This is a genomic window from Klebsiella sp. EMBS2024 (assembly GCF_036233805.1).
Taxonomy (GTDB): Bacteria; Pseudomonadota; Gammaproteobacteria; order Enterobacterales; family Enterobacteriaceae; genus Klebsiella; species Klebsiella pneumoniae.
Genome location: NZ_JAZARW010000001.1, coordinates 728,846 through 741,520, shown reverse-complemented (window position 1 = coordinate 741,520; position 12,675 = coordinate 728,846). Strand labels below are relative to the sequence as shown.

Here is a 12,675-nt window from a genome sequence, read left to right as displayed (position 1 = left end):
ACCCTTTTTTACGCTTTGCGCCTGCCTGGCTGACAGTTTTGCGACCTGAATGACACAATATCCGCATATAATATGTTGATATAGACGCAAACGAACAAGGAGGATTGCATATGTATAAGACTATCATTATGCCGGTTGATGTCTTTGAGATGGCGCTGAGCGATAAAGCCGTCCGGCACGCGGAGTTTCTGGCCCAGCAGGACGGGGTGATCCATCTGCTCCACGTCTTACCGGGTTCCGCGAGCTTTACCATGAGCCGTTTTACCGCCGACCTGCGGCGGTTTGAGGAACATCTGCAGCATGAGGCGGAGACTCGCCTGCAGACGATGGTCAGCCACTTCAGCATTGACCCGTCTCGTATCAAGCTACATGTCCGTTTTGGCAGCGTGCGCGATATGGTCAACGAGCTGGCCAGCGAAATTAACGCCGACGTGGTAGTTATTGGCTCACGCAATCCCTCCATCAGTACCCACCTGCTCGGCTCCAATGCCTCAAGCGTGATCCGCCATGCCCATATCCCGGTAATGGTCGTCAGGTAAGAATGACGAAAAGAGTATAAAAAAAGAGGCTACCCAGGGGTAGCCTCTTTGTTATGCAGGTCTATTGTCTGACTTGTTATGCGGTTTTCGTGCGGATCAGGTAGTCGAAAGCGCTCAGCGACGCTTTTGCCCCTTCCCCTGCCGCGATAATAATCTGTTTGTACGGCACGGTGGTGCAATCGCCCGCGGCGAACACGCCTTTGACGTTGGTTTCGCACTTCGCATCGATGATGATCTCGCCCATGCGGTTGCGCTCAACGGCGCCTTCCAGCCAGGTGGTGTTAGGCAGCAGGCCAATCTGGACGAAGATCCCCGCCAGCGCGATATGATGCTCATCGCCGCTCACCCGGTCACGATACTGCAGGCCGGTGACTTTGCTGCCATCGCCTTTCACTTCCGTGGTCTGCGCATTAAGAATGATGTCGACATTCTTCAGGCTGCGGACTTTATCCTGCAACACCTGGTCGGCTTTCATCTCTGGGGCAAACTCCAGCAGGGTCACATGCTCTACGACGCCCGCCAGGTCAATGGCGGCTTCCACGCCGGAGTTCCCGCCGCCGATTACCGCTACGCGTTTGCCCTTAAACAGCGGACCATCGCAGTGAGGGCAGTAGGTCACGCCCTTGGTGCGATACTGATCTTCGCCCGGCACGTTCATATTGCGCCATTTCGCCCCGGTGGCGATGATGACGCTACGCGCCTTGAGCACCGCGCCGGAGGCGGTTTCGATCTGATGCAGGCCGCCCTCTGTCGCCGCCGGCGTCAGTTTGGTCGCGCTCTGGGAGTCGATCACGTCGACGTTATAGTCATTGACGTGCGCTTTCAGCGCGCCTGCCAACTTCTGGCCTTCGGTTTTCGGCACCGAAATATAGTTTTCGATATCCACGGTATCCAGCACCTGACCGCCGAAGCGTTCGCCCATCAGGCCGGTACGAATCCCTTTACGTGCAGAGTAGACCGCCGCCGCCGCGCCGGACGGGCCGGAGCCAACGATCAGTACATCGTAAGCGTCACGCTGATTCAGCTCTTCCGCTGCGCGTTTTTCCGCACCGGTATCCACTTTGGCGACGATTTCAGTCAGCGTCATCCGTCCCTGACCAAACTCCTGACCGTTCATGAACACCGCTGGCACGCCCATGACGTTACGCTCGGTGATCTCATTCTGGAAGGTCCCGCCGTCAATCGCCGTGTGTTTGATGCGCGGGTTGAGCACCGCCATCAGGTTCAGGGCCTGGACCACATCCGGGCAGTTATGACAGGAGAGCGAATAGTAGGTTTCGAATTCGAAATCGCCATCAATATCGCGGATCTGCTCCAGCAGCGACTGGGCCTCTTTCGACGGATGACCGCCGGTCCACAGCAGCGCCAGCACCAGCGAGGTAAACTCGTGGCCCAGCGGCGAGCCCGCAAAACGCGGCCCCTGGTCGGAACCTGGGTTAGTAATCAGGAACGAGGGCTTACGTACCGCGAGCGTGTTGTCTTCTTTAAAGGTGACTTTGTCTGACAGTTCAGCGATTTCAGCCAACAGTTCCTTGATTTCTGCCGATTTAGCGCTGTCATCCAGCGTGGCAATCAGCTCAACAGGCTTGGTCAGCTTCTCAAGGTAGGCCTTGAGCTGGGTTTTCATGTTGGTGTCGAGCATTGTTATCTCCTGGGCTTAAAACATCATCATGCAAGCTGCCTCGTCAGGCTGCCTGAATGCGCTTGCATCATGGTGTTGGAATAAAATGGGCGCGAAAGCGCCCATTGATTGCCGGGTGGCACGCCGTTTACCCGACCTACGATCTTGTAGGCCCGTGCAAGCGTAGCGCCGCCGGGCACAAACAGACTTAGATCTTACCAACCAGATCTAAAGAAGGAGCCAGCGTCGCTTCGCCTTCTTTCCATTTCGCCGGGCAGACTTCGCCTGGGTGAGAAGCAACGTACTGCGCCGCTTTGATTTTACGCAGCAGGTCAGACGCATCACGGCCGATACCTTCAGCGGTAACTTCGATCGCCTGGATGATACCCTGCGGGTCAACGACGAAGGTAGCGCGGTCAGCCAGACCTTCATCTTCACGCATGTTGTCGAAGTTACGGGTCAGGGCGCCAGTCGGGTCGCCGATCATCGCATATTTGATTTTGGCGATGGTTTNAGAGCTGCTGTGCCACGCTTTGTGGGTGAAGTGGGTATCGGTAGACACAGAGTAAACGTCTACGCCCAGCTTCTGCAGTTCTTCGTAATGGTCAGCCACGTCGCCCAGTTCGGTCGGGCAGACGAAGGTGAAGTCAGCCGGATAGAAGAAGAAGACGCTCCAGCGGCCTTCGGTGTCTTTCTCGGTGACTTCGATGAATTCACCATTTTTGAATGCCTGGTTTTTGAACGGTTTGATTTTGGTGTTAATTAAGGACATCTATACTTCCTCCGTGTTTTCGTTGAGGTCTAAGTTAACGAATTTTTCCTGACCCGACCAATGCGTTTACATTATCGAATCAATAAGCGTTATCTAACAACCGGAACAAGACAACTCTGTGAACCTGTCGACGCGTTCAGCGCTAATCGCTGTTTTTCGCATCATTTGCCGCGACAAAAGTAAAAAGGCCACCTTTTCAGGCGGCCCCGTTACCTGAAATACCCGAGGGTAGGTTCAGCGCCAGTCAGACTGGCTATGTGTTGCGCTCTACATTACCTTAATGTAACAGCATCCAGGATTACATCACCCACGCCAGCAAAGGGCAATCCGTCATTCTGCTGATCTTGCCTATGACTGTGATAGGTTCGACAATCGTTTTGCCCTTTCCTGCTGATTTTACAAGGAATACTTATGTTAAAGCGTCTGCTGTTACTCAGCCTTTTGCCGTTATGCAGCCATGCGGAGGAACTCCCCGCTCCGGTAAAAGCGATTGAAAAACAGGGCATTACCATTATAAAACCCTTTGAGGCGCCGGGGGGAATGAAAGGCTGGCTGGGCAAATACCAGGACATGGGGGTCGCCATCTACCTAACGCCGGATGGTAAACACGCGATCTCCGGCTATATGTATGATGAGAACGGCAGTAACCTCAGCGAGCAGCTGTTTCAGAAAGAACTCTATACCCCGGCGGGACAAGAGATGTGGAAGAAGATGGCCAGCGCCCACTGGCTGCAGGATGGTCGCAAGGACGCCCCTATCGTGCTGTATGTCTTTGCCGATCCCTTCTGTCCCTACTGCAAGCAGTTCTGGCAGCAATCCCGCCCCTGGGTAGAGGCCGGTAAAGTGCAGATCCGCACTCTGCTGGTGGGGGTGATTAAGCCGGAGAGCCCGGCCACCGCCGCGGCGATTCTCGCCAGCAGCGATCCGGCGAAAACCTGGCATGATTACGAGCAATCGAATGGGAAAATGGCTCTGACGATCCCGAAAGCAATTCCGCCGGAGAAAATGAAAATGCTCAACGTCAACCAGCAGCTGATGGACGATCTGGGAGCCAACGTGACGCCGGCGATTTATTATATGAATAAAGATAATATGCTGCAGCAGGTGGTCGGCCTACCGGATAAAGAGAAACTGNATATTATGATGGGTGAAAAAGAGTAATTCCATCCCGCAATGGCGCCTGGCGGAAGCGACCGCTGGCGCCACCGTCGACGATAAGATATATTAAGCAGAACTTAACTGTATTTGCCAATAGTTAAATTCACACCGCAAATATTAAGCCACAAAACATTATCATTNAGAATATTATAATCCGCACCGGTAATAAACAGGACTGCATTAATGGCAAACCTTTACGATCTGAAAAAGTTCGATTTGAATTTATTGGTTATTTTCGAATGTATCTATCAACATTTGAGCATCAGCAAAGCGGCGGCGATGTTATTTATCACCCCCTCAGCGGTGAGTCAGTCGTTGCAGCGTCTGCGCCAGCAGTTAAACGATCCGCTATTTGTTCGTGTTGGCAAAGGAATGACACCCACCACCGCCTGCGTCAATCTTCATTATCATCTACAGCAAAATCTGGAGCAGCTGGAAAAAACCATCAATCTTAATAATCGCTCAGAACTGCGTAAACGTATTGTGATATATGGCCCCCCGCTGTTCTGTTCAGTCAATAGCCACGTTATGATTAACCAGCTCTGTCATCAGGCGAACTTGCAAATTGAGCACCATAACCTGACCACCACCGAATCGGCTGAGGAGCTGCTGGCGTATCGCCAGGCGGACCTGGTGTTCACCCGCATGCCCATTACCAACCGCGCCACGATCTGTCAGCCCTATCAGACGGTGCAGACGCTGGCGGTTTGCCGGGCGGGCCATCCGCGACGCGAAACGCTTACCTCGGTAGAGTCACTGGCACAGGAGTTTTTCACTCACTATATTACCAACGATCCCGTTATTCAGCGCGTGCAGCAAAGCAGCATCGCCTGGCTGAATCCGCGCAATATTGCCTTTCGCAGCGACTCTTTTATGACCATTCTTAACATGATTAATAAAACCGACTTAATTGGCTTTTTGCCTTCCTATTTATATGACTTTATCTCACCCACTATGCAGCTTNACGCCATCAACATAGATAATCTTTTTNCGGATATCACGATCTACATTAATTACCACCATGCATCTTCGCAAAATCATTTTTTAACTGAATTAATCACCATATTAATGAATGATCGAGAGGCATCACGGCCCAAATTTAATCACAGCGAATAACGCCCTTCTGTTCCCCCGCTGCCAGAAACAATAATCGACCATTAATTTCCTACCCCTCATCGTTTATACTGAGCTAACGGGAATTTTCTACTATTAAAGGATTAATGGTCATGTCGTTTATTAAATATCCCTTACCGGAATCGGTGCTGCAAGCAACTGAGCAGCGGATCCAGTGGGTCATGGATAATTTTTCGCGCATCTGTGTCTCTTTTTCCGGGGGAAAAGACTCCACCGTTATGCTGCATTTAACCGCCCAGGCGGCGCGGTTACAGGGGAAAAAAATCTGCGTGTTGTTTATTGACTGGGAAGCGCAGTTCTCCTGCACCATCGCCCACTGTGAAAAACTGCGTGCGCTGTATGCGGATGTCATCGAAACCTTTTACTGGGTCGCCCTGCCGCTCACCACCCAAAATGCCCTGACGCAGTATAAGCCGCAATGGCAATGCTGGGAGCCCGGAACCGAGTGGGTACGCCAGCCGCCGCCCTGGGCCATTACCCACCCGGGCTATTTTTCATTTTATCAACCCGGAATGAGCTTTGAAGCCTTCGTCAGCCACTTCGCCGAGTGGTTTTCGCAGCGTCGTCCCGCCGCCGTGCTGGTGGGCATTCGCGCCGACGAATCGCTAAATCGCTTTATGACAATTTCTTCACAGCGTAAACAGCGCTTCGCCGACGATAAACCATGGACCACTTCAGCGCCGGGCGGCCACGCCTGGTACATCTACCCGCTCTATGACTGGAAAACCGCCGATATCTGGACCTGGTTTGCCAAAAGCGGCGAGCCCTATAACCCGTTGTACGATCTGATGTATCAGGCCGGGGTGCCGCTGCGCTATATGCGCATTTGCGAACCGTTTGGTCCCGAGCAGCGCCAGGGGCTGTGGCTGTATCACGTGCTGGAACCTGAGCGCTGGGCCGCGATGTGCCAGCGAGTGAGCGGCGCGCACAGCGGCGGGGTCTATGCCGGGCATGATAATCAGTTCTACGGTCATCGGAAAATCGACAAGCCCGACCACCTGACGTGGAAAAGCTACGCCCTGTTCCTGCTCGACAGCATGCCGGAAACCACCGCCGAGCACTACCGCAATAAAATCGCCGTCTACCTGCGCTGGTACCAGAAAAAAGATATGGAGGATATTCCGGATACCCAACCTGCGGACATTGGCACCAAAGATATCCCATCCTGGCGGCGAGTCTGCAAAGTACTGCTCAATAACGATTACTGGTGCCGTCAGCTTTCGTTTAGCCCAACCAAAAGCAGCCACTATCAGCGCTACCGTAAACGCATGGAAAAACGTCGCCAACAATGGGGGATATTATGCAACAACAACTGACGCAGGCGCTGGAAGCTTACCTGCAAAAGCTGGATGACGAGGCGCGCATTGAGGCTATCAACGCGTTTCGCCAGGTGCTCCACCACTACAGCCCCTTCCGCTCGCAGCCCGTCGACTGCGTGCTGTGGGTCAAACAGGAGCTGGTCGCCCCCAACGATTACAACCCGAATAACGTGGCGCCGCCGGAGAAGCGTCTGCTGCAAACGTCGCTGGAGGCCGACGGCTTTACCCAGCCGGTCGTCGTCATCCAGCAACGCCCACAGGCGTATACGATTGTCGATGGTTTTCACCGCCATGAGCTGGCCTGCAGCAAAGCCGCGCTGAAAAAAACGCTAAAAGGCTATTTGCCGGTGACCTGCCTGACGAGTGAAGCTGCCTCGCGTGACGGGCTGATGGCAGCGACCATACGCCATAACCGGGCGCGCGGTCGCCACCAAATCCACGCCATGTCAGAGATCGTCCGCGAGCTGACCCAGCTCGGCTGGACGCCGCAGAAAATCGGCAAAGAGCTGGGGATGGATGCCGATGAAGTGCTGCGTCTGAAGCAAATTAGCGGCCTGACAGAGATGTTCGCCGGCCGCCAGTTCTCCCAGGCGTGGACGATTAAGTAACTACAGCTGGCACAAACGCGTCGCCGCAGCCAGCAGAGTCGCCGGCTGTTTGGCGAAGCACAAGCGGATCAGCTTGTGCGGGAACGGATCGGCGCAGAAGACGGAGAGCGGGATCGCCGCTACCCCGACTTCGGTCGTCAGCCAGCGGCAGAAGCTGACATCGTCTAGATCGGAGATGGCGCTGTAGTCCGCCAGCAGGAAATAGGTCCCTTCACAGGGCAGGATTTCCAGCCGGCTTGGGCGCAGCGCTTCAATAAACAGATCGCGACGTTCCCGATAAAACGCCGGCAGCTCACGATAATGCTCCGGCGCTTCGCGCAGCATGTCGGCGATCGCCAGCTGCGCCGGGGTATTCACCGAGAAGGTCAGATACTGGTGCACCTTGCGCAGTTCGGCACTGATGGCCGCCGGGGCCACGCAGTAGCCGACCTTCCAGCCGGTCATATGAAAGGTTTTGCCAAACGAAGAGACCGCCACCGCCCGCTCGCGCAGCTGCGGATGCGCCAGTACGCTGGCGTGGCCGCCCTCAGCAAAGCAGATATGCTCATAGACTTCATCGCTCAGGACATAGATCTCGCGTTCGGCGATCGCCTGCCACAGGGCGGCAAAATCCTCGCGCTGCCAGACGGTGGCCGAAGGGTTGTGCGGGGTGTTGAGGATCACCAGCCGGGTTTTCTCGCTCAGGGCGGCGGCAAATTGCCGCCAGTCGACGCGAAAGTGCGGCGGCTGCAGCGCAATACGACGTAACTCGCCGCCGGCCAGCGCCACCGCAGGGGCGTAGCTGTCATAGCTGGGATCGAAACAGATCACCTCGTCGCCGCGGCGCACCAGGGCGGTGATCGCCGCATACAGGGCCTCCGTCGCGCCGGCGGTGACCGTGATCTCGCTGTTAACGTCGGGCTGGTAACCATACAGCTCCGCCGTCTTCCCGGCGATCGCCTCGCGCAGCGCCGGCACGCCGGTCATCGGGGCGTACTGATTCGCCCCCTGCGCCACGTGGTACGCCAAACGCTCCTGCAGATAGCGCGGGCCGTCAAAATCGGGAAAGCCCTGGGACAGGTTTATGGCCTGATGCTGCTGGGCCAGGGCGCTCATCTGGGTAAAAATCGTGGTGCCGAGCGCAGGAAGTTTACTCTCTGGAATCAAGGGGTTATTGTTCATTCTTTTTATACCGATTGTAATGCTGTTGTTGAAGCCACTATAACACGATGTTAATATTTGGCAATCAAGACGCTTAGACGTCTAAATGCTAATGTTATTCCACGCTACGCCCACTCTGGAGAAACCATGATCCGCGCCATCGTGACCGACATAGAAGGCACCACCAGCGATATCCGCTTCGTGCATAACGTGCTGTTCCCCTACGCCCGCGAACGACTGGCCGGCTTTGTGACCGCTCAGCAGCACGCTGAACCGGTCAAAACCATTCTCGACAACCTGCGCCGCGAAACAGACGCCCCCGCCGCCAGCACCGCCGACCTTATCACTACCCTCTTCGCCTTTATGGATGAAGACCGTAAATCCACGGCGCTGAAGGCGCTGCAGGGGATCATCTGGCGTGACGGCTATCTCAACGGCGACTTTACCGGCCATCTCTACCCGGACGTACTGCCGGCGCTGGAGAAATGGAAAGCGCAGGGTATTGATCTGTATGTATATTCCTCAGGTTCCGTGGCTGCGCAGAAATTGTTATTTGGCTACAGCGATGAAGGTGATATTACTCATCTGTTCACGGGCTATTTCGATACCCTGGTAGGCGCCAAACGTGAGGTGCAGTCCTACCGTAACATTGCTGAACACCTGGGCCATGCCCCTGGCACCATCCTGTTCCTGTCGGATATCCATCAGGAGCTCGACGCCGCCGAGGCCGCGGGTTTGCGCACTGTGCAGCTGGTTCGCGGCGACCGCGACCCGGCGAGCCACCATCCTCAGGTTCAGCGTTTTGACGACATTCATCCGGAGCAGATCCCAGCATGAGCGCATTAACTCTTTTTTCCGTGACCGATCCGCAAACGCCGGTCTGGCACAGCACCGACGCCAAAGCGATTCAGGATCAACTTAACGCCAAAGGCGTCCGCTTCGAGCGCTGGCAGGCCGACCGCGACCTCGGCGCAAATCCCAGCCCGGAAACGGTGATTGCCGCCTATCAGCATGCGATTGATAAACTGGTCGCCGAAAAGGGCTACCAGAGCTGGGACGTCATCAGCCTGCGCGCCGATAACCCGCAAAAAGAGGCGCTGCGGGAAAAGTTCCTGAACGAGCACACCCATGGCGAAGACGAGGTCCGGTTTTTTGTCGAGGGCGCTGGCCTGTTTTGCCTGCACATTGGCGACGAGGTGTTCCAGGTGCTGTGCGAAAAGAACGATCTGATTTCGGTTCCCGCCCACACTCCGCACTGGTTTGATATGGGATCAGAACCGAACTTCACCGCCATTCGCATTTTTGATAACCCGGAAGGCTGGATCGCTCAGTTTACCGGCGACGATATCGCCAGCGCCTACCCGCGGCTGGCGTAACGTCAAACTGTCGTCAGTCTAAAACCGCCAGGCGCGGGCTTTGCCGGAGGCGGCGCATACCGCGCCTTCTCCGGGCTACCCGCCCCGCCGCCGGCGAGCGCCAACGCCTAAACTTCAATAAACTTCGGCGGATCAAAGGCAGTGATCGGCGGCAGCTCCTCTCGCCACGGGGCGATCTCCACCCAACAGCTCTGGGCGCTACAGCCCTGCCCCAGGCGCGAACTGCCGCGATCCTCGGTTAATACGTTGGGATTACCGTGCTTATCGAGCGACCGTTCTTCCTTCGGATCCAGCGGGTCATACCAGGCGCCGGTGGACATCTGTACCACGCCGGGCAAAATCTGCTCGCTCAGGTGCACCCCCGCCAGAATTGCCCCGCGGTCGTTATAGACTTTCACCACGCTGCCTTCGCGGATATCCCTTGCCTGCGCATCGCTCGGATGCATCCACAGCGGCTCGCGTCCCTGAATTTTCGTCGCCCGGCTGACGCTGCCGTGGTCGTACTGACTGTGCAGGCGGGCGCGCGGCTGACTGGAGAGCAGATGAAGCGGCCACCGCGCCGCCTCCTGTCGCTGCCGGGCGGCCTCCTGTTCATCCCACCACGGATGGCCAGGACATTCGCGATAGCCAAACCCGGCGACGGTGGCGGAAAAGAGTTCAATCTTGCCGGAGGGGGTGGAGAGCGGATAGCGCTGCGGATCGGCGCGAAAATCGGCGAGAAAAATTTGCGGCCGCTCCGGCGCGCTGTATTCCAGCACCCCTTGCTGCCAGAAGTCATCGAACGAGGGCAGCGCAATACCCTCCTCCTGCGCCCGCGGTCTTGACTCCTCATAGAGATGACGTAGCCACTGCCCGGCGTCACGCCCTTCGCTGAACGCTTCCCCGAAGCCCAGCCGCCCGGCCAGATCGCAGAAAATGGCGTAATCGTCACGCGCTTCGCCCACCGGCGGGATCTGCGCGCTCATGGCGATCATAAACCCGTCGTGACCGCCGCTGCCGATATCCTCTCGCTCCAGCGAGGTGGTGGCCGGCAGAACGATATCGGAGAATTTGGCCTGCGCGGTCCAGTACTGCTCATGCACCACCACCGTCTCCGGGCGGCGCCAGGCCTCGCACAGTCGGTTGATGTCCTGATGATGATGAAACGCATTGCCTCCCGCCCAGTAGACTAAACGGATATCGGGATAGCGCCGCTGCTGACCGTCGAACTCATAGGTTTCTCCCGGGTGCAGCAGCATATCGGACAGCCGCGCCACCGGGATAACGCTGTCCACCGCATTCTCCCCGGCGGGTAAGCGTGGGCCGGAAAACGCTTTTCGCACCGCGCCCGCCAGGTTGGTGCAGGCGTAGCCAAACCCGAGGCCGCCGCCCGGGGTGCCGAGCTGTCCCAGCAGCGCGGTCAGGGCCACCGTCGCCCAGTAGGCCTGCTCCCCTTGACGGGCGCGCTGGATAGACCAGGAGATATTCACCATCGTCCGGTGGCGGGCCATCTCCCGCGCCAGGTCGGCGATGCGCTGGGCGTCCAGGCCGGTAATCGCCGCCGCCCACGCCGGGGTTTTCGCTACGCCATCGTGCTCGCCCAACAGATAAGCGCGATAGGGGGCAAACCCGACGGTATGGCTGGCAACAAACGCCTGGTCGTAGAGAGACTCAGCGATCAGCACATAGCTCAGGGCCAGCAGCAGTGCGGTATCGGTGCCCGGCCGAATGGCCAGCCACTCGGCGTCGGGCACCGCGCTGAGGTCATTGCGCACCGGACTGATATTGATAAACCGCGTGCCGTTGGCCTGCATCTTATCCAGCCAGTACTGGAGCATATGGTCATTGGCGCCGCCGCCGTTGACCTGGGCATTGCGCAGCGGCAGTCCGCCGATGGCGACAAACAGCTGACACTCCCGGGCCAGCTCGGAAAAATGGGTATGCTGCCGGTGCAGCGGGCTCAGCGGCCCGAGAATATGCGGCAGAATACGCTCGCCCGCGGCGCTGCTATAGGTATTGGTGCTGGCGGTGTACCCGCCAAAGCCCTTGAGAAACCGGTGCAGCTGGCTCTGCGCATGGTGAAAGCGTCCAGCGCTGGCCCAGCCGTAGGAGCCGCCGTAGATCGCCTCATTGCCGCAGCGCGCCTTGACCGAGCGCAGCTCGCGCGCCAGCAGGTCCAGGGCCACCTCCCAGCTGACTTCGACAAAGGGCTCTTTACCTCGCCCTTCTCGTGACGCCGGCCCGTGCTGGAGATAGCCGGCGCGCACCGCCGGACGGCGAATGCGCGTTTGGCTGGTCACCGCGTCGGGAAGCGACTGGCCGATGCGTGAGGGATTTTTATCCCAGGGCACCGGCTTAACCGCCACGATCTCGCCCTCACGGCTCTCCACCTGCCAGGTTCCCCAGTGCATCACCGTATAATTATGCTGTTTCTTCATAGCGCCCGCGTTCTTCTCAGCTTAAGGTTCATTACAATAAAGCGGGGAAATAGGGTAATAATCCTTACCCGGCCAGACATTGCTCTGCTAAAAAAAGCTTTAGCCCGCGCAATCTTCTTTTTTTCTCTGTAGACGCCGTATTTCCCATGCACTCACAATATTAAGAAAATTGTCTTTATCCGCTAAATAAACACGGAATAAGTCAAAAATAAAACCACAAAATAAAAAGGTCTATCCGCCATCATGAAATATTTTCAGGTTCCTCATGACAAAATAAACTTTTTCTCTGACGTTTCTGCGATATAACATTCCTGGCATAACTTAGACTTATTTTGTATTTGAGGTGGCGAGGTGCTTCTTGTCATGCTACCGGTCCGCAACCACCTTCATCACAGGATCATAATAACAATGTCGCAGAAAAGAAAATTATTGCCTGCCGCGCTGGGACTGCTTTCCCTTGCCTCGCTGAGCGTCGCTGCCGCAGACGCCCTCTCCTTACAGGGAAAAACCATTGGCGTTGCCGTGGTCGGCACTCAGCATTTCTGGGATCGCGAGGCCTTTAAAGGCGCGACAGAGGAGGTGGAGAAACTG

The 12,675-nt window shown here is 56.5% G+C and carries 12 protein-coding genes (1 of these 12 running past the window's edge); 8 read left to right on the top strand and 4 right to left on the bottom strand.

The window, feature by feature from the left end; translation table 11 throughout:
• The first annotated feature begins 110 nt into the window (after window positions 1-110).
• Window positions 111-539: a universal stress protein UspG gene (gene uspG, locus VZP09_RS03340; RefSeq protein WP_002894401.1), complete on the top strand. Its 429-nt coding sequence runs from the start codon at window positions 111-113 to the stop codon at window positions 537-539.
• A 76-nt stretch (window positions 540-615) separates the two neighbouring features.
• Here the strand turns inward: uspG and ahpF are convergent, their stop codons facing one another.
• Both ahpF and ahpC read right to left on the bottom strand, forming a co-directional pair.
• Window positions 616-2,181 (bottom strand): alkyl hydroperoxide reductase subunit F, encoded by a 1,566-nt coding sequence (gene ahpF, locus VZP09_RS03335; RefSeq protein WP_002894398.1) that lies wholly within the window; start codon window positions 2,179-2,181, stop codon window positions 616-618.
• A gap of 187 nt (window positions 2,182-2,368) precedes the next feature.
• The gene (ahpC, locus tag VZP09_RS03330; RefSeq protein WP_328794904.1) at window positions 2,369-2,932 is read right to left on the bottom strand and encodes an alkyl hydroperoxide reductase subunit C; all 564 of its coding nucleotides are present in this window, start codon (window positions 2,930-2,932) and stop codon (window positions 2,369-2,371) included.
• A 411-nt stretch (window positions 2,933-3,343) separates the two neighbouring features.
• Here ahpC and dsbG point away from each other — a divergent pair, with 411 nt between their 5' ends.
• The 4 genes from dsbG to VZP09_RS03310 all read left to right on the top strand — a co-directional run bounded on the left by dsbG (window position 3,344) and on the right by VZP09_RS03310 (window position 7,151).
• Window positions 3,344-4,093, top strand: a complete 750-nt coding sequence (gene dsbG, locus VZP09_RS03325; protein ID WP_328794902.1) for a thiol:disulfide interchange protein DsbG — start codon at window positions 3,344-3,346, stop codon at window positions 4,091-4,093.
• Window positions 4,094-4,273: 180 nt separating this feature from the next.
• On the top strand, window positions 4,274-5,206 hold the full coding sequence (gene citR, locus VZP09_RS03320; protein ID WP_328794900.1) for a DNA-binding transcriptional repressor CitR: 933 nt from the start codon (window positions 4,274-4,276) through the stop codon (window positions 5,204-5,206).
• A 110-nt stretch (window positions 5,207-5,316) separates the two neighbouring features.
• Window positions 5,317-6,540 (top strand): phosphoadenosine phosphosulfate reductase, encoded by a 1,224-nt coding sequence (locus VZP09_RS03315; protein ID WP_328794899.1) that lies wholly within the window; start codon window positions 5,317-5,319, stop codon window positions 6,538-6,540.
• Window positions 6,525-7,151, top strand: a complete 627-nt coding sequence (locus VZP09_RS03310; protein WP_004151651.1) for an IbrB-like domain-containing protein — start codon at window positions 6,525-6,527, stop codon at window positions 7,149-7,151. Before VZP09_RS03315 ends, VZP09_RS03310 begins: the two co-directional genes overlap by 16 nt.
• Here VZP09_RS03310 and VZP09_RS03305 read toward each other — a convergent pair whose 3' ends face one another.
• The gene (locus VZP09_RS03305) at window positions 7,152-8,297 is read right to left on the bottom strand and encodes a pyridoxal phosphate-dependent aminotransferase (protein WP_014907929.1); all 1,146 of its coding nucleotides are present in this window, start codon (window positions 8,295-8,297) and stop codon (window positions 7,152-7,154) included.
• A 141-nt stretch (window positions 8,298-8,438) separates the two neighbouring features.
• Between VZP09_RS03305 and mtnC the strand changes: the two genes are divergently transcribed.
• On the top strand, window positions 8,439-9,128 hold the full coding sequence (mtnC, locus tag VZP09_RS03300) for an acireductone synthase (RefSeq protein WP_004142397.1): 690 nt from the start codon (window positions 8,439-8,441) through the stop codon (window positions 9,126-9,128).
• Window positions 9,125-9,667, top strand: coding sequence for a 1,2-dihydroxy-3-keto-5-methylthiopentene dioxygenase (locus tag VZP09_RS03295; protein ID WP_002894357.1), 543 nt, complete (start codon window positions 9,125-9,127; stop codon window positions 9,665-9,667). The genes mtnC and VZP09_RS03295 overlap by 4 nt, the downstream gene beginning before the upstream one ends.
• Window positions 9,668-9,774: 107 nt before the next feature.
• On the opposite strand, the gene VZP09_RS03290 is transcribed toward VZP09_RS03295, so the two are convergent.
• Window positions 9,775-12,084 (bottom strand): molybdopterin-dependent oxidoreductase, encoded by a 2,310-nt coding sequence (locus tag VZP09_RS03290; protein WP_032414670.1) that lies wholly within the window; start codon window positions 12,082-12,084, stop codon window positions 9,775-9,777.
• A gap of 408 nt (window positions 12,085-12,492) precedes the next feature.
• Between VZP09_RS03290 and VZP09_RS03285 the strand changes: the two genes are divergently transcribed.
• A protein-coding gene (locus VZP09_RS03285) for a sugar ABC transporter substrate-binding protein (protein ID WP_328794897.1) crosses the window boundary here: on the top strand, window positions 12,493-12,675 show its start. 798 nt of this gene lie beyond the right edge of the window; only the first 183 of its 981 coding nucleotides appear in the window; the start codon lies at window positions 12,493-12,495; its stop codon lies off the right edge, out of view.

Excerpts from the sequence above, each read along its gene's own strand:
- uspG (WP_002894401.1), top strand. The coding sequence starts at position 111 with ATGTATAAGACTATCATTATGCCGGTTGATGTCTTTGAGATGGCGCTG.
- ahpF (WP_002894398.1), bottom strand. The coding sequence starts at position 2,181 with ATGCTCGACACCAACATGAAAACCCAGCTCAAGGCCTACCTTGAGAAG.
- VZP09_RS03315 (WP_328794899.1), top strand. The coding sequence starts at position 5,317 with ATGTCGTTTATTAAATATCCCTTACCGGAATCGGTGCTGCAAGCAACT.
- VZP09_RS03310 (WP_004151651.1), top strand. The coding sequence starts at position 6,525 with ATGCAACAACAACTGACGCAGGCGCTGGAAGCTTACCTGCAAAAGCTG.
- mtnC (WP_004142397.1), top strand. The coding sequence starts at position 8,439 with ATGATCCGCGCCATCGTGACCGACATAGAAGGCACCACCAGCGATATC.
- VZP09_RS03295 (WP_002894357.1), top strand. The coding sequence starts at position 9,125 with ATGAGCGCATTAACTCTTTTTTCCGTGACCGATCCGCAAACGCCGGTC.
- VZP09_RS03290 (WP_032414670.1), bottom strand. The coding sequence starts at position 12,084 with ATGAAGAAACAGCATAATTATACGGTGATGCACTGGGGAACCTGGCAG.